Annotated in this window: 20 protein-coding genes, 5 tRNA genes, 2 other RNA genes and 2 pseudogenes; 15 read left to right on the forward strand and 14 right to left on the reverse strand. The window is 48.7% G+C overall.

Going from position 1 to position 20,972, the window contains the following annotated elements; all coding sequences use genetic code 11:
• Window positions 1-85 precede the first annotated feature (85 nt).
• The 12 genes from tolB to pnuC all read left to right on the forward strand — a co-directional run bounded on the left by tolB (window position 86) and on the right by pnuC (window position 5,712).
• Window positions 86-1,378, forward strand: a complete 1,293-nt coding sequence (gene tolB / locus MNO13_RS07115; RefSeq protein WP_064544885.1) for a Tol-Pal system beta propeller repeat protein TolB — start codon at window positions 86-88, stop codon at window positions 1,376-1,378.
• A 26-nt stretch (window positions 1,379-1,404) separates the two neighbouring features.
• Window positions 1,405-1,926: a peptidoglycan-associated lipoprotein Pal gene (pal, locus tag MNO13_RS07120; RefSeq protein ID WP_064544887.1), complete on the forward strand. Its 522-nt coding sequence runs from the start codon at window positions 1,405-1,407 to the stop codon at window positions 1,924-1,926.
• Between the two features lie 9 nt (window positions 1,927-1,935).
• A complete protein-coding gene (cpoB, locus tag MNO13_RS07125; RefSeq protein WP_064544888.1) occupies window positions 1,936-2,733 on the forward strand; it encodes a cell division protein CpoB in 798 nt (265 codons plus the stop codon).
• 164 nt (window positions 2,734-2,897) lie between these two features.
• A tRNA-Lys gene (locus MNO13_RS07130) sits at window positions 2,898-2,973 on the forward strand.
• Between the two features lie 63 nt (window positions 2,974-3,036).
• Window positions 3,037-3,112, forward strand: a tRNA-Lys gene (locus MNO13_RS07135).
• Window positions 3,113-3,176: 64 nt separating this feature from the next.
• A tRNA-Lys gene (locus MNO13_RS07140) sits at window positions 3,177-3,252 on the forward strand.
• A 16-nt stretch (window positions 3,253-3,268) separates the two neighbouring features.
• A non-coding RNA gene (locus MNO13_RS07145) (RtT sRNA) lies at window positions 3,269-3,395 on the forward strand.
• Window positions 3,396-3,419: 24 nt separating this feature from the next.
• Window positions 3,420-3,495: transfer RNA gene (locus MNO13_RS07150), tRNA-Val, on the forward strand.
• Between the two features lie 3 nt (window positions 3,496-3,498).
• A tRNA-Lys gene (locus MNO13_RS07155) sits at window positions 3,499-3,574 on the forward strand.
• A gap of 31 nt (window positions 3,575-3,605) precedes the next feature.
• Window positions 3,606-3,742, forward strand: a non-coding RNA gene (locus MNO13_RS07160) — RtT sRNA.
• A 167-nt stretch (window positions 3,743-3,909) separates the two neighbouring features.
• Entirely contained in the window at window positions 3,910-4,971 is a 1,062-nt protein-coding gene (nadA, locus tag MNO13_RS07165) for a quinolinate synthase NadA (protein ID WP_241939685.1), read from the forward strand.
• Window positions 4,972-4,995: 24 nt separating this feature from the next.
• Window positions 4,996-5,712, forward strand: a complete 717-nt coding sequence (gene pnuC / locus MNO13_RS07170; protein ID WP_121815202.1) for a nicotinamide riboside transporter PnuC — start codon at window positions 4,996-4,998, stop codon at window positions 5,710-5,712.
• Here the strand turns inward: pnuC and zitB are convergent, their stop codons facing one another.
• Both zitB and MNO13_RS07180 read right to left on the reverse strand, forming a co-directional pair.
• Window positions 5,713-6,645: a CDF family zinc transporter ZitB gene (gene zitB, locus MNO13_RS07175; protein ID WP_064544902.1), complete on the reverse strand. Its 933-nt coding sequence runs from the start codon at window positions 6,643-6,645 to the stop codon at window positions 5,713-5,715.
• Window positions 6,646-6,768: 123 nt separating this feature from the next.
• Window positions 6,769-7,146 (reverse strand): YbgS-like family protein, encoded by a 378-nt coding sequence (locus MNO13_RS07180; protein WP_064545107.1) that lies wholly within the window; start codon window positions 7,144-7,146, stop codon window positions 6,769-6,771.
• A 320-nt stretch (window positions 7,147-7,466) separates the two neighbouring features.
• Here MNO13_RS07180 and aroG point away from each other — a divergent pair, with 320 nt between their 5' ends.
• The gene (aroG, locus tag MNO13_RS07185) at window positions 7,467-8,519 is read left to right on the forward strand and encodes a 3-deoxy-7-phosphoheptulonate synthase AroG (protein WP_064544904.1); all 1,053 of its coding nucleotides are present in this window, start codon (window positions 7,467-7,469) and stop codon (window positions 8,517-8,519) included.
• Between the two features lie 63 nt (window positions 8,520-8,582).
• On the opposite strand, the gene gpmA is transcribed toward aroG, so the two are convergent.
• The 11 genes and pseudogenes from gpmA to modE form a co-directional block, all read right to left on the reverse strand.
• Window positions 8,583-9,335, reverse strand: a complete 753-nt coding sequence (gpmA, locus tag MNO13_RS07190; RefSeq protein WP_133521945.1) for a 2,3-diphosphoglycerate-dependent phosphoglycerate mutase — start codon at window positions 9,333-9,335, stop codon at window positions 8,583-8,585.
• A gap of 209 nt (window positions 9,336-9,544) precedes the next feature.
• The gene (galM, locus tag MNO13_RS07195) at window positions 9,545-10,585 is read right to left on the reverse strand and encodes a galactose-1-epimerase (RefSeq protein ID WP_064544909.1); all 1,041 of its coding nucleotides are present in this window, start codon (window positions 10,583-10,585) and stop codon (window positions 9,545-9,547) included.
• Window positions 10,579-11,727 (reverse strand): galactokinase, encoded by a 1,149-nt coding sequence (gene galK / locus MNO13_RS07200; RefSeq protein WP_064544911.1) that lies wholly within the window; start codon window positions 11,725-11,727, stop codon window positions 10,579-10,581. Before galK ends, galM begins: the two co-directional genes overlap by 7 nt.
• Window positions 11,728-11,729: 2 nt before the next feature.
• Window positions 11,730-12,776, reverse strand: coding sequence for a galactose-1-phosphate uridylyltransferase (gene galT, locus MNO13_RS07205; RefSeq protein WP_064544913.1), 1,047 nt, complete (start codon window positions 12,774-12,776; stop codon window positions 11,730-11,732).
• A 9-nt stretch (window positions 12,777-12,785) separates the two neighbouring features.
• A complete protein-coding gene (gene galE / locus MNO13_RS07210; protein ID WP_064544914.1) occupies window positions 12,786-13,802 on the reverse strand; it encodes a UDP-glucose 4-epimerase GalE in 1,017 nt (338 codons plus the stop codon).
• Window positions 13,803-14,019: 217 nt separating this feature from the next.
• A complete protein-coding gene (locus MNO13_RS07215) occupies window positions 14,020-14,562 on the reverse strand; it encodes a M949_RS01915 family surface polysaccharide biosynthesis protein (RefSeq protein WP_241939686.1) in 543 nt (180 codons plus the stop codon).
• A 148-nt stretch (window positions 14,563-14,710) separates the two neighbouring features.
• Window positions 14,711-14,959: pseudogene (locus MNO13_RS07220) on the reverse strand (type VI secretion system PAAR protein); the annotation flags it as partial.
• Between the two features lie 503 nt (window positions 14,960-15,462).
• Window positions 15,463-15,603, reverse strand: a pseudogene (locus MNO13_RS24310) (bacteriophage T4 gp5 trimerisation domain-containing protein); the annotation flags it as partial.
• 189 nt (window positions 15,604-15,792) lie between these two features.
• Window positions 15,793-15,915, reverse strand: coding sequence for a hypothetical protein (locus MNO13_RS24315; protein ID WP_277881150.1), 123 nt, complete (start codon window positions 15,913-15,915; stop codon window positions 15,793-15,795).
• Window positions 15,916-16,397: 482 nt separating this feature from the next.
• Window positions 16,398-17,879: a molybdate ABC transporter ATP-binding protein ModF gene (gene modF, locus MNO13_RS07225; RefSeq protein ID WP_064544917.1), complete on the reverse strand. Its 1,482-nt coding sequence runs from the start codon at window positions 17,877-17,879 to the stop codon at window positions 16,398-16,400.
• Window positions 17,880-17,955: 76 nt separating this feature from the next.
• Window positions 17,956-18,747, reverse strand: coding sequence for a molybdenum-dependent transcriptional regulator (gene modE / locus MNO13_RS07230; RefSeq protein ID WP_064544920.1), 792 nt, complete (start codon window positions 18,745-18,747; stop codon window positions 17,956-17,958).
• Window positions 18,748-18,875: 128 nt separating this feature from the next.
• Between modE and MNO13_RS07235 the strand changes: the two genes are divergently transcribed.
• A complete protein-coding gene (locus tag MNO13_RS07235; protein WP_064544922.1) occupies window positions 18,876-19,025 on the forward strand; it encodes an AcrZ family multidrug efflux pump-associated protein in 150 nt (49 codons plus the stop codon).
• A 57-nt stretch (window positions 19,026-19,082) separates the two neighbouring features.
• On the opposite strand, the gene MNO13_RS07240 is transcribed toward MNO13_RS07235, so the two are convergent.
• Window positions 19,083-20,363 carry a DUF445 domain-containing protein gene (locus MNO13_RS07240; protein WP_064544924.1) on the reverse strand — a complete coding sequence of 427 codons (1,281 nt, stop codon included), beginning with the start codon at window positions 20,361-20,363 and terminating at the stop codon, window positions 19,083-19,085.
• 257 nt (window positions 20,364-20,620) lie between these two features.
• Here MNO13_RS07240 and umuD point away from each other — a divergent pair, with 257 nt between their 5' ends.
• Window positions 20,621-20,971 (forward strand): translesion error-prone DNA polymerase V autoproteolytic subunit, encoded by a 351-nt coding sequence (gene umuD / locus MNO13_RS07245; RefSeq protein WP_064544926.1) that lies wholly within the window; start codon window positions 20,621-20,623, stop codon window positions 20,969-20,971.
• Window position 20,972: the final 1 nt, after the last annotated feature.

The following is a 20,972-nucleotide window of genomic DNA, read 5'->3' on the forward strand; positions in this document are numbered from 1 at the left end:
CAGAGTTTTGGTAGTTTTGTGTATTTGAGTTTGTTAACATTCTGCTAAATTATCGTGGGCTGTGGGTCCAGATAAGGGAGATATGATGAAGCAGGCATTTCGAGTTGCATTAAGTTTTTTAATGCTGTGGGCAGCAGTACTGCACGCAGAAGTTCGTATTGAGATAACCCAAGGGGTTGACTCAGCACGTCCAATTGGTGTTGCGCCGTTCAAATGGGCAGGCCCAGGTGCTGCACCAGAAGATATTGGTGGCATCGTTGCTGCTGATTTACGTAACAGTGGCAAATTCAATCCATTGGATCGTTCACGTTTACCGCAGCAGCCTGGCTCCGCCCAGGAAGTGCAACCGGCAGCGTGGACCGCTCTGGGTATTGATGCCGTTGTCGTCGGCCAGGTCACACCAAACGGTGATGGCAGCTATACCGTTGCTTACCAGTTGGTTGATACCTCTGGCGCACCGGGTACTGTACTGGCTCAGAACTCCTACAAAGTGAACAAACAGTGGCTTCGCTATGCCGGTCATACCGCCAGCGACGAAGTGTTTGAGAAGCTTTCAGGTATCAAAGGTGCATTCCGTACGCGTATCGCTTACGTTGTGCAGACTAACGGCGGCCAGTTCCCATACGAACTGCGCGTGTCTGATTACGATGGCTACAACCAGTTTGTGGTTCACCGTTCTCCGCAGCCGTTGATGTCACCAGCCTGGTCTCCAGATGGTAGCAAACTGGCTTATGTAACGTTTGAAAGTGGCCGTTCAGCGCTGGTTATCCAGACTCTGGCAAATGGCGCAGTGCGTCAGGTAGCTTCTTTCCCACGTCATAACGGTGCGCCAGCCTTCTCTCCAGATGGCAGCAAACTGGCGTTCGCATTGTCGAAAACCGGTAGCTTGAACCTGTATGTAATGGATATTGGCTCTGGCCAGATTCGTCAGGTGACTGATGGACGTAGCAATAACACTGAACCAACCTGGTTCCCGGATAGCCAGAACCTGGCTTACACCTCCGATCAGGCTGGTCGTCCTCAGATTTACAAAGTGAATGTAAATGGCGGTGCTCCACAACGTATTTCCTGGGAAGGTTCTCAGAACCAGGATTCAGATGTGAGTTCCGACGGTAAGTTTATGGTGATGGTGAGCTCCAATGGTGGGCAACAACATATCGCCAAACAGGATCTGGTAGCGGGTGGCGTACAAACTTTATCGTCAACGTTCCTGGATGAAACGCCAAGTCTGGCACCTAACGGCACGATGGTAATCTACAGCTCTTCTCAGGGGATGGGATCTGTGCTGAATCTGGTCTCAACAGATGGGCGTTTCAAAGCGCGTCTTCCGGCAACCGATGGTCAGGTTAAATTCCCTGCCTGGTCGCCGTATCTGTGATAATAAAATATTAAAGGATCAAAGAAATGCAACTGAACAAAGTGCTGAAAGGGCTGATGCTGGCACTGCCTGTTATGGCAATCGCTGCGTGTAGTTCTAACAAGAGCGCCAACAACGAGAGCGGCGAAGGTATGCTGGGCGCCGGCACTGGTATGGACGCTAACGGTAGCAATGGCAACATGTCATCTGAAGAACAGGCTCGCCTGCAGATGCAACAGCTGCAACAGAACAACATCGTATACTTCGGTCTGGACAAATATGATGTTTCTTCTGAATTCGCTGCAATGCTGGATGCGCACGCTAACTTCCTGCGTAGCAACCCATCTTACAAAGTGACTGTAGAAGGTCATGCGGACGAACGTGGTACTCCGGAATACAACATTTCCCTGGGTGAGCGTCGTGCTAGCGCTGTTAAGATGTACCTGCAAGGTAAAGGCGTTTCTGCAGACCAGATCTCCATCGTTTCTTACGGTAAAGAAAAACCAGCAGTACTGGGTCATGACGAAGCGGCTTACGCTAAAAACCGTCGTGCCGTTCTGGTTTACTAAGAGAACAGTATGAACAGTAACCTCAGACATCACTTGTTGAGTCTGTCGTTACTGGTTGGCATAGCGGCCCCTTGGGCCGCTACTGCTCAGGCGCCAATCAGTAGTGTCGGCTCAGGCTCGGTCGAAGACCGTGTCACTCAACTCGAGCGTATTTCTAACGCTCACAGTCAACTCTTAACCCAACTTCAGCAACAACTCTCTGATAACCAAAATGATATTGATTCCCTGCGTGGTCAAATTCAGGAAAACCAGTACCAGTTGAATCAGGTTGTGGAGCGTCAGAAGCAAATTTTATTGCAGATAGACAGCCTCGGCAGTGGTGCTGCGGCAGGACAAGCGGCAGGCAGTACCGATCAGGGTGCCGCTGCAGCGGCAACACCTGATGCCGGTGCGGCAGCTCAGACACCTGCAGCAGCAGCCCCTGCGCAAGGTGGTGACGCTAACAGTGACTACAATGCAGCTATTGCCATGGTGCAGGATAAGTCCCGCCAGGACGAAGCTATCGCGGCATTTCAAAGTTTTATTAAGAAGTACCCAGATTCAACTTATCAGCCAAATGCTAATTACTGGCTCGGTCAGTTGAATTACAACAAGGGGAAAAAGGATGATGCGGCGTTTTATTTTGCCTCTGTGGTGAAAAATTACCCAAAATCTCCTAAGGCCCCGGATGCAATGTTTAAAGTCGGTGTGATCATGCAAGACAAAGGCGATACCGCCAAAGCGAAAGCTGTCTACCAACAAGTGATCAAACAGTTCCCAAATACCGACGGCGCAAAGCAGGCGCAAAAACGTCTGAATGCGATGTAGTGAGTGCGGCCTGACCAGATATTGCTGTTTTTCTGGTCAAGCCGAACGAAACGCGAGCCATTAGGTGATCTTGATCGAAATTCTTGTTGCGTCAAAATCTTAAATCAGTAATATATGCCGCCGTTGCCAAGGGATATCAAACAAACCGAAAGTGACACGAAATTGGGGCGTTAGCTCAGTTGGTAGAGCAGTTGACTTTTAATCAATTGGTCGCAGGTTCGAATCCTGCACGCCCCACCAATTTCGAAGCAGTACGAAGTAAGTGAATCGTGAAGAGTTTGAAGAAGCAGTAAACCGCATTGCGGGGCGTTAGCTCAGTTGGTAGAGCAGTTGACTTTTAATCAATTGGTCGCAGGTTCGAATCCTGCACGCCCCACCAATTATGGATGTAGTGCGAAGTCAGTGAGTCGTGAAGAGTTTGAAGAAGTAGTAAACCGCATTGCGGGGCGTTAGCTCAGTTGGTAGAGCAGTTGACTTTTAATCAATTGGTCGCAGGTTCGAATCCTGCACGCCCCACCAATTATGGATGTAGTGCGAAGTCAGTGAGTCGTGAAGGGTTTGAACCTGCAGCAGGTTCGAGTTGAGCGAAAGCGAAACAGCGTTGTTTTAGCAACGACCCGAAGGGTGAGGCCAAAGGCCGAGTCATCCTGCACGCCCCACCAATTTTTAAAGTAGTACCGAAGTTTGGGTGATTAGCTCAGTTGGTAGAGCACCTCCTTTACACGGAGGGGGTCGGCGGTTCGAGCCCGTCATCACCCACCATTCGGGGCGTTAGCTCAGTTGGTAGAGCAGTTGACTTTTAATCAATTGGTCGCAGGTTCGAATCCTGCACGCCCCACCAATGTAGAAAGGCGCCCTAAAGGCGCCTTTCTGCTATACGCGATTCGGGCAGGATTTGAACCTGCTGCAGGTTCGACAAAATCGTCGGGAACGATTTTGCATCACCGCTTGCGGTGACCCGAAGGGCGAGTCTCTGGATAAGGCGAGTGATATCCTGCACGCCCCACCAAAGGCGCCTTTTTGCTATCTGCAATTCCGAGTTGAAAATAAATTCCCCACGACAATTCACCTATAATTCGCTATCTTGTTTAGCATATAAAACAACCTTAGCCATTTCTGGTCAGTCTTTATCAGAATAGTGCTAATTTGGTTAAGTCAGGCAAACGAGAAAGCACTATGAGCGTAATGTTCGATCCAGAAACAGCAATTTATCCCTTCCCACCTAAACCACAGCCTTTGAGCGCGGATGAAAAGCAATTTTACCGTGAGAAAATCAAGCGTCTGCTGAAAGAGCGGAATGCTGTGATGGTGGCTCACTACTATACCGACCCCGAAATCCAGGCTCTGGCTGAAGAGACTGGCGGTTGCATTTCTGACTCCCTCGAGATGGCACGTTTTGGAGCAAATCATCCTGCTACCACGTTGTTGGTGGCAGGGGTTCGCTTCATGGGTGAAACCGCGAAAATCCTGAGCCCAGAAAAAACTATCCTGATGCCAACGCTGAACGCCGAGTGCTCTTTGGATCTCGGCTGCCCAATCGAAGAATTTAACGCCTTCTGCGATCAACATCCTGATCGCACAGTGGTGGTCTATGCTAATACTTCCGCAGCGGTAAAAGCGCGTGCTGATTGGGTCGTGACATCGAGTATTGCAGTCGAATTAATTGAGCATCTCGACAGTCTTGGCGAGAAAATTATTTGGGCACCGGATAAACATCTGGGAAGTTATGTACAGAAGCAAACTGGCGCAGACGTGTTGTGTTGGCAGGGGGCATGTATTGTACATGACGAGTTTAAAACCCAGGCGCTAACGCGCATGAAAGCACTCTATCCGGATGCCGCTATTCTGGTACACCCCGAATCGCCGCAAGCCATAGTGGATTTGGCAGATGCTGTCGGTTCAACCAGTCAGCTCATCGCCGCCGCTCAAACATTGCCAAATAAACAACTGATCGTGGCCACTGACCGCGGTATTTTCTACAAAATGCAGCAGGAATGTCCGGATAAAGAATTGTTTGAAGCGCCTACCGCAGGTGAAGGCGCAACCTGTCGTACTTGTGCACATTGCCCGTGGATGGCGATGAACGGCCTTAAAGCCATCGCTGAAGGGCTGGAGCAGGGTGGAGCAGAACATGAGATTCATGTTGATGCTGCGTTGCGTGAGGGCGCACTGGTGCCTTTAAATCGAATGCTCGATTTTGCTGCTGAATTACGACGTAATATTAAGGGTAACGCGTAAGGAATTTAACCCCAAGGAGCGAATATGGATTTTTTAAGCACGCAGAATATTTTGGTCCACATTCCCATCGGAACGGGTGGGTATGATTTATCGTGGATTGAAGCGATTGGAACCGTGGCGGGTTTGCTATGTATCTGGTTGGCTAGTTTAGAAAAAATCAGCAATTACGCATTCGGTTTAATTAACGTTACGCTATTTGCGATTATTTTCTTCCAAATCCAACTCTACGCAAGCCTGTTACTACAGTTGTTTTTCTTTGCGGCTAATATTTACGGTTGGTATGCCTGGTCGAGACAGACGAGTGAAAATCAAACCGCTCTCCATATTCGTTGGTTACCTCTGCCCAAAGCATTTGCCTGGATTGCAATTTGTGTGGGGGCGATTGGGTTGATGACGGTATTTATCGATCCGGTCTTTGCTGTCCTGACCCGAACTGCGGTTACCGCGATGCAGGCCATGGGCCTGAATGTGACGATGCCAGAGCTTCAGCCCGATGCGTTCCCATTCTGGGACTCCTGCATGATGGTACTGTCGATTGTGGCGATGATTCTGATGACCCGCAAATACGTCGAAAACTGGCTGCTGTGGGTAATCATTAACATGATCAGTGTGGTTATCTTTGCCTTGCAAGGCGTCTATGCGATGTCACTCGAATATTTGATTCTGACGTTTATTGCGCTCAACGGTAGCCGCATGTGGATCAACAGCGCGCGTGAACGCGGCTCACGCGCACTGTCTTAATTAGTGGTGGTGATGAGCATGGCCGTGATGGTCATGCTCATGTAAATCACAGTCCTGACCGTGGCAAACCTGATACTCCATTTGTACCGTGGCATGTTCAATCTGATATTCATCTTTCAGAAAATGGTGGATGCGTTCCAGCAGGGCGTCGTGATCGTGCGGTGGCACCACCTGAACATGCAACGTCATTAACGGTTTTTCACCGACCAGCCAGATATGCACGTGGTGAACGTTGCGGACTTCGGGAATCGTTCTGATTAACTTGCGCTGCAAAACGGGGATATCAATGGCGTTTGGTGCGCCTTCGAGCAACTCATTAACGCTCTCTTTTAGTAAATTCCACGCGCTGCGCAACACCAGGCATGACACCAGTATTGAGAGAATAGGGTCAATTGGCGTCCAACCGGTCCACAAAATAATAAGCGCCGCAGCGATAGCTCCCACCGAACCTAACAAATCTCCCATAACGTGCAGAGCAGCAGCACGCACGTTGATATTTTTTTCTTCATTTCCGCGATGCAAAATCCAGAACGAAAATAGATTCGCCAGTAACCCGGCAAAAGCGATGATCAGCATGGTCCAGCCAGCAATCGGCTGCGGCTGATAAAAACGCTCTATCGCCTCCCAGACGATCAAGATCGTTATCACCACTAAGGCAATCGCATTCACAAATGCGGCAAGCGTGGTCAGCCTCAGCCAACCGAAGGTATGACGGGCATTCGGCGGACGACGGGCAAATTTCACCGCCATTAGCGCGACCAGCAGCGCTGCCGCATCAGTCAGCATATGCCCTGCATCAGCAAGTAAGGCAAGTGACCCTGATATCACCCCACCGATGACTTCCGCCACCATAAATAGCGCCGTGATGGAAAATGCCCAGAACAGACGTTTGGAGTTGGAATCACCCGAAGAATGTTGATGTGTATGCGCCATGATTTCTCAGTATTTGAAAAGCAACAATGCGCTAATTATAACCACTAAAGCTGATCAACTTATTGAATAAAACCTATAAAAAAGGAGAGCCTAAGCTCCCCTGGTTTTTTCAGCTGGCTGATTTTACTGTGAAGTCCCGTCCACTTTGCTGTTCACATCATTGCCGCTGCCGGTTTCAACCTTTTGGTTGGTATCCGGGCATTTACCGTCTTTACACATCGAATTTTTATGAATTTCATCCTTGCTCATTCCATCACTGGTCAAACCGCTATTACTGGTTGAGCCATTTGGATGGAGCATGGTGCCGCTATTGTTGATATTGCTGTTATCAACGCCTTTCGGGGCTATGTTCTGATTCGCGCCAGGTGCAACCTGGCCTGCTTCAGCGCCAGCATTAGCCTGGCCGTTATTCATGCCGCTGGTGTCGGCAGCCAAAGCTGCGCCGCTGGCAAGAGTGAGGGTTGCTGTCAGGAAAAGAGTGGTTAATTTATTCATCATGATGCTCCTGTTATGGTCGTTATTGCTGGATAACTTCTTCCAACAGTGCACAGGTCCTATTCGGATTAAATTATTTCTATCGGTGATACCTGCCAACTTTAATAATCTAATCAGAATACAATTTTGCCAAAATGATACTTTTTGGTGTTAACAATTAAAAATTGTAGCGTCATACCGAGCTTTTACCATTTATTGACCGCTTTTAGGTCGTTTTCAGGAATATTCTGCCTGAAGTGTAAAAGCCCGTTTACACTTCAGGCTTGAAGCGATAGATTGAAGGGATTGCAACTAAGCTAAATCTAAAGGCCATTTCCGGAAATATCATGAATTATCAGAACGACGACTTACGCATCAAAGAAATCAACGAACTTTTGCCTCCAGTAGCGCTGCTCGAAAAATTCCCTGCCACTGAAAAAGCAGCTGCAACGGTATCTGGCGCGCGCAAAGCGATTCATAAAATCCTTAAAGGAAATGATGATCGTCTGCTGGTTGTCATCGGCCCTTGCTCCATTCACGATATCAAAGCGGCGAAAGAGTATGGCGCGCGTTTACTGACATTGCGTGAAGAACTGCAAGGTGAGCTGGAAATCGTTATGCGTGTTTACTTCGAAAAACCACGCACGACGGTGGGCTGGAAAGGCCTCATCAACGATCCGCAAATGGATAACAGTTTCCAAATCAACGATGGCCTGCGCATTGCTCGTAAGCTGTTGTTAGATATCAATGACTCCGGCCTGCCAGCAGCGGGTGAGTTCTTGGATATGATTACTCCGCAGTATCTGGCGGACTTGATGAGCTGGGGGGCTATTGGCGCACGAACCACAGAATCTCAGGTTCACCGTGAACTGGCGTCGGGTCTGTCATGTCCGGTCGGCTTCAAAAATGGTACCGACGGCACGATGAAAGTGGCGATTGATGCTATTAATGCCGCTGGCGCGCCACACAGCTTCCTGTCTGTGACGAAATGGGGTCATTCTGCCATTGTGACGACCAGCGGAAATGGTGACTGCCATATCATTCTGCGCGGCGGTAAAGAGCCAAACTACAGCGCGGAGCACGTCGCTCAGGTTAAAGCGGATTTAGTGAAGGCAGGCCTGCCTGCACAGGTGATGATCGATTTCAGTCATGCCAACAGCAGCAAGCAGTTTAAGAAACAAATGGAAGTTGGCGCCGATGTTTGCCAGCAAATCGCTGGTGGCGATAAAGCCATCACCGGTGTGATGATCGAAAGTCACCTTATTGAAGGCAATCAGAACCTGGAAAGCGGCGAACCATTGGTCTACGGCAAGAGCGTGACCGATGCTTGTATCGGCTGGGAAGATACTGAAGTTGTGTTGCGCCAGTTGGCTGATGCAGTGAAAACGCGTCGCGGCTAAGTCTTGACGCAGTAACAATAAAAAAGGCGTGGTTTTCACCACGCCTTTTTCACATCTAACGAATTACTTCGCTTTACCCTGGTTTGCTACCGCTGCGGCTTTTGCTGCGATTTCATCAGCATTGCCCAGATAGTAGCGCTTCAGCGGTTTGAAGTTCTCGTCAAACTCATACACCAACGGTACGCCAGTTGGGATATTCAGCTCAAGAATTTCGTCTTCGCCCAGGTTATCAAGGAATTTAACCAAGGCACGCAGGGAGTTACCGTGTGCGGCAACAATCACGCGCTCGCCGCTTTTCATGCGTGGCAGAATGGTTTCATTCCAGTAAGGGATTACGCGCTCGATAGTTAACGCCAGGCTTTCAGTTACCGGCAGCTCTTTATCGGTCAGGCTTGCATAACGTGGGTCATGGCCTGGGAAGCGTTCGTCATCACGCGTCAATTCTGGAGGTGTTATCGCAAAGCCACGACGCCATTGTTTAACTTGCTCATCGCCGTATTTTTCTGCGGTTTCTGCTTTGTTCAGACCCTGCAGCGCCCCGTAATGACGCTCATTCAGCTTCCAGGATTTTTCAACTGGCAACCAGGCCTGGTCCAGTTCATCGAGGATGTTCCACAGAGTATGGATGGCACGTTTCAGCACAGAAGTGTAAGCAAAGTCGAAAGAGTAGCCTTCGTCTTTCAGCAACTTACCTGCTGCTTTCGCTTCAGTTTGACCTTTCTCAGACAGATCAACGTCATACCAACCGGTGAAGCGGTTTTCGTTGTTCCACTGGCTTTCACCGTGACGAACCAGAACCAGCTTAGTAACAGCCATAGTTTACTCCTTAATGAGCCTGTGATTAATGATAACGATTATCATTATATTGCCGCAAAGGGGCGAGCGGCAATGCTAAACGTTTAACATAGCGAAAAAGAGTGTGGAGTGTAAGTTGGATGTGAATGGTTGTTATATTTTTGTCGCTAAACGGCGGGAAATCCAGCGATTCGCAGAAGAATTGCCCTCCGTGGAGGAGGGCAAGGCACTTAGAGTGGAATGAACTCGTATTCCGTAATGCTTAAGTACTCTTCATGTGGCTGTAACCAGCAATCAGGTTGTGGCCATTCCGGATGATTAGGGCTGTCTGGCAGGAATTCGCTTTCCAGCGCCAGGCCCTGGTACGCATTGTACGTTCCTTGTTCCCTTGCCGGTGTACCGTCCAGATAATTCCCGCTGTAAAACTGCAATGCCGGTGCGGTGGTGTAGACCGTCATTTGCAGTTGATTGTCGCTCGACCAAAGGTGTGCTGCTGGCAGGCTGGCATCGCCCTGTGCTTGTAACAAGAACGCATGATCGTAGCCTTTAACCAGCACCTGGTCGTTATCAGACAGGAAATCATCAGCGATGGTTTTCACTGTGCGGAAATCAAAGCTGGTACCTGCCACATCTTTAAGCCCGGCCTGTGGAATACCGTTGCTATCGACTGGCAAGTAGCTATCGGCCAGCAGTTGCAGGCGATGTTGACGAATATCGTTCTGCTTACCGTCGAGATTAAAGTAGGCGTGATTGGTCAGGTTCACCGGGCATGCTTTGCTGGTTTTGGCGCGGAACTCAACAGTAATGCAGTTATCTTCGGTGAGAGCATAACGCGCGGTTGCACGTAATTCGCCAGGGAAGCCTTGATCGCCATCTTGTGAATCGAGAGTGTACAGCACTTCATGTTCGTTCTGGCGCACAATACGCCAGCGACGTTTGTCGAAGCCATCTGGCCCGCCATGTAGCTGATGTGCGCCCTGGTTTGCTGTCACGTTGATGGTGACGCCATCGCGCTCAAACTGGCTGTTGGCAATCCGGTTTGCGTAGCGCCCGACAGTTGCTCCCAGATAAGCTGACTGATTCAGATAATCTTCCGGTGTTTCGCAGCCAAGCAGCGTTTCGCGTACGCTTCCGTCTTTCATCGGCACACGACACGACAACAGGGTAGCGCCCCAATCCATGACTGAGACAACCAACCCCGCGCTGTTGCGCAGGGTGGAGATACGGAACGGTTGCCCGTCCGGTGCAAGCTGTGGTGTTTCTTTTAGCATTGGCCCGCGCCCTCCGAAGGTTTGCAGACATAAAAGGTTTCTTTTATGCCGGTTTTGGCTTCGTACTGTTTGGCGACCGCTTGTTGTACCGCAGGAACCAAATCTTCCGGGATCAATGCAACGATACAACCGCCGAAGCCGCCACCTGTCATACGCACGCCGCCTTTATCACCGATTGTGGCTTTCACGATTTCAACTAACGTATCGATTTGTGGCACGGTGATTTCGAAATCATCGCGCATTGACGCGTGAGATTCAGCCATCAGTTCGCCCATACGTTGCAAATCGCCTTTTGCCAGCGCATCGGCAGCTTCTACGGTACGAATATTTTCGGTCAGGACATGGCGCACACGCTTAGCGACAACCGGATCAAGTTCATGTGCCACAGCGTTGAATTTTGACAACTCAACATCACGCAGCGCTTTCTGCGTAAAGAAGCGCGCGCCGGTTTCGCATTGCTGGCGGCGGGTATTGTATTCGCTGCCCACCAGCGTGCGTTTGAAGTTACTGTTGATGATGACCACGGCCACGCCTTTTGGCATCGAAACCGCTTTGGTACCCAGCGTGCGGCAATCAATCAGCAACGCATGATCTTTTTTACCTAACGCAGAAATCAGCTGATCCATAATGCCGCAGTTACAGCCGACGAACTGGTTCTCTGCTTCCTGGCCATTTAGGGCAATTTGCGAGCCGTCCAGCGCCAGATGATAAAGCTTCTGGAACACGGTACCCACTGCGACTTCCAGCGATGCCGATGAACTCAAGCCCGCACCTTGTGGCACGTTGCCGCTGATCACTAAATCGGCGCCGGCAAAGTTTTTATCACGCTTTTGCAGATGCTTAACCACACCGCGAACATAGTTGGACCATTGCTGCGTGTCGTGGCTCAGAATCGGTTTGTCGAGTGAAAACTCGTCGCTTTGATTGTCATAATCCGCGGCGATCACGCGTACCATGCGGTCATCACGTTTTGCACAGCTAATGACCGTCTGGTAATCGATAGCACAAGGAAGCACAAAACCGTCGTTGTAATCGGTGTGCTCGCCAATCAGGTTAACGCGGCCAGGAGCCTGAATAGTATGGGTTGCCGGATAACCAAAGTGTTCGGCGAAGAGGTGTTGGGTGTTATCTTTCAGACTCATTTTTATTCTCCGGATTGGCGAAAGTGAATATCGGAAACGGCACGCAAGCGTTCTGCGGCTTGCTCTGCGGTTAAATCACGTTGGGTTTCAGCCAGCATTTCATAGCCGACCATAAATTTACGCACGGTTGCGCTACGCAATAGTGGTGGATAGAAGTGAGCATGCAACTGCCAGTGACCATTTTCCTCGTCATTAAACGGTGCGCCGTGCCAACCCATGGAATAAGGGAATGAGCACTGGAAAAGGTTGTCATAACGGCTGGTCAGTTTTTTCAGCGCGAGTGCTAAATCACTGCTCTGTTCAGCCGTCAGGTCAGTGATACGCAGTACATGAGTTTTCGGCAGCAGTAGCGTTTCAAACGGCCAGGCGGCCCAGTAAGGCACTACTGCAATCCAGTGTTCAGTTTCGACGACTGTGCGGCTGCCATCTTTAAGCTCGCGTTGTGCGTAATCGACCAGCATTGGCGAGCCATTTTCTGCAAAGTATTCGCGCTGCAATACATCTTCACGCGCCACTTCATTAGGCAGGAAACTGTTCGCCCAAACCTGGCCGTGCGGATGCGGGTTGGAGCAGCCCATCGCCGCGCCTTTATTCTCAAAAACCTGCACCCACGGGTAAGTTTTGCCTAAATCCGCAGTCTGTTCTTGCCAGGTTTTCACCACTTCTTCCAGCGCATTTACGGAAAGCTGTGGCAGGGTTTTACTGTGATCTGGTGAGAAACAGATAACCCGGCTGGTGCCGCGAGCGCTTTCACAACGTAAAAGTGGGTCGTTGCTCGCTGGTGCATCTGGGGTATCCGTCATCAACGCGGCAAAATCATTAGTAAAAACAAAAGTGCCGGTATATTGCGGATTTTTGTCACCAGTAACGCGTGTGTTGCCTGGGCACAAGAAGCAATCCGGATCGTGGGCCGGTAAAGTTTCATTGGACGGAGTTTCCTGCGCCCCTTGCCACGGGCGCTTAGCGCGGTGCGGGGACACCAGAATCCATTGTCCTGTCAGTGGGTTAAAACGGCGATGTGGATGATCCACCGGGTTAAACTGCTCCATCACATTTCCTTAGTCTGGATAACCTTGAGGGTGGCGAGACTGCCAGCGCCAGGTATCATCTGCCATTTCTTGCAGAGTACGGCTGACACGCCAGTTAAGTTGTTGATCGGCTTTGGTGGCATCTGCCCAGTAAGCTGGGAGATCGCCATCTCGACGCGGGGCGAAGTGATAATTCACCGGTTTTCCGCAAGCGGTGCTGAAAGCATTGATCACATCCAACACGCTGCTACCAATGCCTGCGCCGAGGTTATAGATATGCACGCCAGGCTTGCCTTGCAGTGTTTGCATGGCGGCAACGTGGCCTTCAGCGAGATCCATAACGTGAATGTAGTCGCGAACGCCAGTGCCGTCTTCGGTTGGATAATCATTCCCGAAGACCGCCAGTGAATCACGGCGTCCTACCGCAACCTGTGCGATGTATGGCATCAGATTGTTTGGGATACCTTGCGGGTCTTCACCCATATCACCAGATGGATGCGCACCGACCGGGTTGAAGTAACGCAATAGCGCCACGCTCCAGTTCGGCTGGGCCTTTTGTAAGTCAGCCAGAATCTGTTCAACCATTAACTTGCTGCGGCCATATGGGCTGGCAGGCGTGCCGGTTGGGAAGCTTTCAACGTAAGGGATTTGCGGCTGGTCGCCATAAACTGTCGCGGAAGAACTGAAGATGAAATTGGTGACATTGGCGGCGCGCATCGCTGAAATCAGGCGTAACGTGCCGGTCACGTTGTTGTCGTAGTATTCCAGCGGTTTGTTAACCGATTCGCCGACCGCTTTCAGGCCAGCAAAATGGATCACGGCATCAATCTGGTGATCGTGGAAAATTTCTGCCAGTAGCGCTTCATCGCGAATATCACCATCAATGAACATAGGGTGTTTACCGCTGAGGCGTTCAATCACTGGCAGAACGCTGCGTTTGCTGTTGCACAGATTATCCAGAATGACTACGTCGTGGCCATTTTGTAGCAGTTGTACACAGGTATGACTGCCAATGTAACCGCTACCACCTGTTACCAATACTCTCATTTTTCGCTCCATTACGCGTATGGTATGTAATAAACATAGCATAACAGAGATGTCAAAAGTGTGACATGCGCTAAATTAGTGGAATCGCTTACACTAATGTTTCATCGACAATCATTAGCTGAAAAAATGATTATAAATCAAATGGTCATAGCGAGGGTGCTGCGGGTTATCCGAAAGTCGCTGCGCTAATCCCTCTGCCCCGCAGGGCAAGATATTTTTAATTTTGAGTGGTGGAAATCTGTGACCACTTACTCAACATGTATTTATAAATCAATGGCTGATTTTTAAGATTTGAATCTGGTTGAGGCCCTTTATCATCATCACGAAGCATTGGCTGCCCGTCAAAAATAATAGTTTCCGAACCGCGGAGAGAGTATTGAACACCCTTGTAATAAGCAAAATAATTAAAGTCAACTGGGCTAGGATCTCCTACACAACCTATCCGGTAGGCGAACAAAACCACGCTATCTCCGTTTTTAAACAAATCAACTGCTTCAAGAGATTTTTCAACCACTTCTAAAACAACATCTACAGGACAATCATAAACACCATCTTTGAAAGACCAAAGTCTGGTCTTTTTATTTAAGTTATCGCTATAAACCATTAACTCATTTTTTTTCACTATAGCCATTGACTGATAATTCTCACTTCCACTACGCCAGTTGATTTTATATTTAACATCTACTGCATCACTTGCAAAAGCATTAAGTACAGGCCACGTAAGACAAAATATGATAACTATAAGAGTGTTCTTTTTCATATAAATTCCTGATTAATGCATTATATTAACGAACTCGATTATCTTGAGTATTATAGTTTTCGATGTTTTTGGAAATCTTAACTTCATACTTTCCTTTGTAACTTACTGGAAGATAAAATGTTGCCTTAAATACAGACTGAAACTCGTCACCGCCACAGTCAATAGCATCACCGGTTCTGGCAGCGGGCAAACCATCAATAAACACGGCACCTGAACCGCTGGCTATTTTACGGGGATGAAGAGGGTATTCGGGTTTATCATGGGGAGTCAGTGGGTCTCCCAGACGAGCGGCAGGTAATCCGTCAATCAATACTGTTGGTGAACCTGCAGTAATGACGGTTTCATGATAACCATCGTGCTGGGTTCCTTTGTCGGTGAGTTTTGCGGCGAAAGGCATATGTGATTCCTACATTTATCTGCGATTTTTCGGTTTATTTCTGATTAGAATACGGAGTTATATTCTCAATCCGCTGGCAACCCGTTGTTTAAACTTTTGTCATACAGCGAATGAAGATGATCTCCATTTATGACAATACTGACTTCGTTGGTTCTGATTTCAAAACTATAATTCCCATTTTTACCTGTAAAATAGAATCGTTACATGAAGGATTTCAATTCATCAGATACATAATCAGATTCGCATATTTAATTTTTATGAGATACAAAATGAATATTTTCTCTTATCTGACATTGCCACGAATCAGAGGGGAAATGGAAAATAAAATTTTATTAATGGATTTTTCTATAAACCATTATCGGTAACAATAATGAAGTCAGATGATTTGATATTGTAATCCCTCTTTCCAGACATGAAGTAAAGATAATCATTAATTTTCGTAGTAAATGCCAAACCTTTTCTAGGGTGCATTTCAAGCCATTCATCGAGATTTAAATCGCCAGGGTACCTACCGTCACCGTCTGCTCCAGCCCGACGGTAATGCTCTGGTTATTACCAATCGTTTCGATGTGGTCAACCTTTACATCGGTGGTGCGGTTGTTGAGCACCTCGGTATCCATGTTCTTCTGTGCATGGATATACACCCCAGGGAAAGGCCATGATAACTATAATTCAAACATTACTTTACGAATTTAATAATAACAAAGTATTTCCATGTAAAATTTAGCAGGAAATTAAATCTAAAATATTGAATTTTTCACATAAAACACACGTTATTTGACTGTAATTTATCCTTCACTTATGGATGTACAAAAAACATACTTTTCATGCTCTCACCCTGCCTCCTGGGTGAAGGGGGTGGAAAAATGCTGGTACAGACTGAATTTCGTCACCGCCACGGTCATATCAATGATGCCGTCGATGCTCAGGGTAAAGCGAAGACCTTTTAATGACATATTTACCTCCCTGATATATGCGGGAAAAACAGGCAGATGCCTGTGTTCAGGCACGCTACCGCCGAAGTTTCCGGCGTCTGCCATCTCCCGTGAAAAACGCTAGGTCAGATTTAAACCCAGGCTAAAATACATGTTTAAATAAATACAGGCAGAAGTCAGTGTTTATTTTTAATTATTTGATTTCTGACTGTTGGTATTTAATTGTGGGTAAATATGATATTTACCATTGCTTGATTATTTCATTTCTGTCGTGTTTTTATTTTTCATGATGAGTGCTGATTCTGGTGCCTATTTTAAACTGGGAATACTTCTATCCGGTTCGCAAAAAGATTTTAAAAATATTTAATGCGGATATGAAAATATAAGTCGGGCCTTAATAGCGAAAGCAATACACCATTTTTACTTCCACCGGAACAGTTGTTTCCGGTGTTTTGTTGTATGGATCATGTCGCGCTCATAACCTTAAAGATCATCCTGTCGTGTTATTGAGCTGGTGCTAAATCGTCAATTTGATAGCGATATTCCTCGCCATCAGCCACAAAAGTGAGCCGTTTAGTGATGCACTCTGGCGCGTCTTCGGCGTGGTGAGAGACAAACAGCAACTGGGTTTCCCCTTCACCAATCAGAATATCAATGAAACGGCGTACTAGCTGGCGATTCAGCGGATCCAGCCCTTGCAGAGGTTCGTCGAGGATTAAGACCGTCGGGTGTTTCACTAACGCCCGAGCGATCAATGCAAGGCGCTGTTGGCCCCAGGAAAGGCTATGGAACGGTGCGTCGGCAATGGCGTTGTCCATACCGAGCATGTTCAGCCATTGGCGAGCCAGTTTTTGCTGGCGGTCAGAAACAGCCTGGTAAATGCCAATCGAATCAAAATAGCCGGAAAGCACCACGTTGCGCACCGTGGTACTAACACGGTAATCAAGATGCAGATTACTGCTGACATACCCGATATGCTTTTTGATGTCCCAGATGGTTTCACCGCTGCCACGACGGCGGCCAAACAGAGTCAGATCGTTGCTGTAACCTTGAGGATGATCGCCGGTCACCAGGCTTAATAACGTCGATTTACCTGCGCCATTTGGGCCGACTATTTGCCAGTGTTCGCCAGGATTTACCGTCCAGGACAGTTTGTGCAGGATTGGCCTGTCGTTATATTCCACCACGCCGTCACGCAGAATAATACGCGCCTGATCCACAGGAAGTGTGTAGCGAGCACTCGGGTCGTCTGCTTCCGGCAGTGCGACGCCCACCAGTTTTTCACTATGGGCCAGTTGTGCAATCAGCGCTTGTTCGAGCAGTTTTTGCTTTTTGCCTACTTCAATCAGCGCACAATCGGCCAGCACGCCCGCAAATTGCACAAAATCAGGAATTTCATCGAAGCGGTTAAGTACCAGCACCACGGTGTAGCCCTGGGTGCTCAGTTCACCTAATAACCCAGCGAGTTGCTCACGGGACTGCACATCCAGCCCGTCAAACGGCTCATCAAGAATAAGCAAATCAGGTTGCGGCATCAGCGCCTGACAGAGCAGCGTTTTGCGCGTTTCACCGGTCGAAAGGTACTTAAAACGGCGGGTTAATAACGGAGTAATACCAAACAGTTGCGCCAGTTTCTGGCAGCGAGCTTCATCTTTAATTTCATCCTGAATAATTTCTGCCGTGGTGCGGCCGGTATCGTCTTCGTCAGGGCTCAACAAATCAGTGTTATTACGCTGCCATTCATCGCTAACTAACTTTTGTAGTTGTTCAAACGAAAGGTGAGCAATACGGGCAAACGAGCACTGGCGCTCGCCTTTTTGCACGGGCAGGGATCCTGCAAGTGCGCGGGCCAGCGCTGATTTTCCGCTACCGTTGGCGCCGACAAACGCCCAGCTTTCACCGGCGTTAATGGTTAAATCATTGAGGGCAAGAGTTCGGGTGTCGCTAAGGTGGAAGACCCCTTGCGATATTTGCAACACAGACATATACCATCCCAGTTTTTGCAGTGATTAAACTCAGATTTACGGATTGCCTGTGTTGTTGTCAATTCACCGTTTGGTTTTAGCACAGAGTGGCGATAATCACGCGATCGGCATTAAAAAATGCTATGACTTTAGCACCTTCTACCAGACTCTGAATTTCTACCACGCTATTAGGAACCGTGGCGCACAGCGTTTGTCCGTCCGGCAATCGCACCAGAACTTCGCTCTGTTCGCCACCTTGCTGAATATTGCTGATAATGCCAGTGAGTTGGTTATCGGCGCCGCTGGCGCGTTGAGGATCCGTAGTGATTTCAACCCACGGCGCTTTAATTAACACCAGCACTTCTTTGCCTTCGCTCAAACCCAGGCGTTCGGCGCTCTGGCGCGTAATGGCGGCTTGCAAACGTGTGGCACCATCCGCCAGTAAAATATCGACATGTTGCTGCACTTGTTCGCTATCGCGATGCAATACGGTGCCGAAAAGCTGGTTACGGGCGCTGGTTTGCAAAGAAAAGCGGGAAATCGCGGCGAGCAGGCTATCGAGCGGTAATGCGTCATCACGCAGCACATCGAACGCTTTTTGCTGGATCTGCGCGAGCAATTCATACAACTGAATCAGGCGTTCGCCGTAACGCGTCAATATTGCACCACCGCCGCCTTTACCGCCGGTCGCTCGCTCAACTAATGTCTCGTCGCTTAACTGATTCATCTCGTTGATAGCATCCCAGGCACTTTTGTAGCTAATACCTGCGAGTTTGGCACCCTGGCTAATTGAGCCGGTATGTTGTATTTGTTTAAGCAGCGCGATACGACGTGGATCGGCGAACAGCCGCTGTTGGAGTTTCAGCGTGAGTAAAATTTCAGCCTGCATAACCGCTCCGCAATAGTAAAAACGTCATTTTCTTCTATTGCGGCGGGATGAGCAAATGGCACAAAAGGAGAGTGCGTTTTTCTGTCAGGTCGTTAGAATACTCGTTCTCACTTTTGTTGGAGGCATCCATGTTAGAGTTACTAAAAAGCTTGGTGTTTGCCGTGGTCATGGTGCCAATCGTTATGGCGGTGATCCTCGGTCTTATCTATGGATTGGGTGAAGTCTTTAACGTCTTCTCAAAAGTCGGTCACAACGACCAGCCGAAACAACACCATTGATTTTCTAAGATTTCCCTAACGCCCGCATCAGCGGGCGTTTGCTTTTTTATCTTCCCTTCATAAATTCAGCAACGGTAGCGCCGCAGGTATCTGCGACAGCAGGTACAACACCAACCCGATTGAACCGCCAACCAGCGTGCCGTTAATGCGGATAAACTGTAAATCCTTACCGATATTCAGTTCAATTTGCCGTGACATATCCTGAGCATCCCAGCTTTTGACCGTGTCGCTAATATGGCGAGTCAGGAAGATGGCGAACTCCGGTGCCATTTTTTGCACTGCCTGCTCCAGATGCTCATTCAGTGAAGTGCGTAGCGCACTGTCAGCAATCAGCGTTTCGCCCAACCACTGCCCGGCCTCTGCAATTCGCTGCTTCACGCGCGAATCTTCAGAATTGACGTCCACTTTCAGCCATTGGCGCAAATCCCCCCACAGTTCGCCCAGATAGCGATTGAACGCCTCATCTTCTTTCAGATAATTTTTGATGCTGTCGGCTTTTTCAGCCATTTGTGGCGAGTTTTTAAGATTGTCGATGAGCTTTAACGTCGCGCGATCAAAAGCCTGGCGGATCTGATGCCCCTGATCATGGCTCACGTCATCCAGAAACGAATTAACTGCACTGGAAACCAGATCGGCGCTATGTTCCCCCAGCCATTCTGTTGGCAGGAGTTTGGCCTTACGTGGATGCTCTGTTTCCAGCCAACGTACAATCTGGCGGGCAATAAAAGCCCGCGTGCTTTCACGTTTTATCAGCGTCAGCATCTGGGCAATAACCGAGTCGAGCAGTTCCTGATGGCGGTTATTTTTAGTCAGGCTTTCCAGCAGCAGGGCACTTGAATGTGTCAAATCGACTTTATCGATGGCCTTGTGAACGGCCTGGCGGATTAAACGCTGAATACGGGTGTCATCCGTCAGGTCTAAAAAACCGCTCATCACTTGCAACAGATGTTGCCCGACACGCTGTGCGTTGTCGGGTTTGCTGAACCACTGGCCAATCATCTGTGCCGGTTCATGGCGACGAATTAGCGCAATAAGGGATTGGGTATCGAGGAACTTTTCTTGCACGAAGATACCCAGATTCTCGCCAATTCTGTCTTTATTGCGCGGGATAATCGCCGTATGGCGGGAGATAAAGGGAATCGGTACGCGATGAAACAGTGCTGCAACGGCAAACCAGTCAGCCAGTGCGCCCACCATGGCCGCTTCGGCGATAGCTTTTAAACCGCTAACCCAAAATCCCGGTGGCAAAAAGAGGGTGGCCACAAACGTTACAGCGGCAACCAGCAGTAAGGACAGCGCAAGGCGCTTGGTACGTTTTAGTTCAGCTATTTTCTCCATTCGCTAAGCATAGAACGGTGAGGGCGGAAGCGGTAGGGCAAGTTTGTATGGTGATTTCTTCCGTAGAGAAGCGCGCTTATTTTTACCACCTAAATTTTCCGCGACTTCAGTTTGTTATAAGAATCTTCCTGTAAGCAACTTGATCGGGATGCTTATTTAAATAATACTGTGTTTATATACAGTATTTGTTGGTGGGGATTTATGGCTCCGTTTGTTTCTATTAATTATTGTCAATCAACGACATCGGGGGCATGACTATGGGGGGATTTCCATCACCGGCGCAGGATTATGCAGAACAGAGCATTGATATTTACCAATTGCTGATGAAGCATCCTGCCACCTATTACATGCGGGCCTCTGACGATTCGATGATTGAGGGCGGCATCGCTAATGGCGATTTACTGGTGGTCGACAGTGCGCGAACGGCGGCGCATGGCGATATTGTGATTGCGGCGATTAACGGTGAGTTTTTTGTCAGGCAATTACAACTCCGGCCCTCCAGGCAATTAATTCCACGCAATCGTGGCTGCAAACCTATTCACCTCGGTACTGATGAGGCGCTTGAGGTATTCGGTGTTGTCACTTTCATCGTGAAGTCGATGAGCTAAT

The organism is Buttiauxella ferragutiae (genome assembly GCF_022637515.1).
Taxonomy (GTDB): Bacteria; Pseudomonadota; Gammaproteobacteria; order Enterobacterales; family Enterobacteriaceae; genus Buttiauxella; species Buttiauxella ferragutiae.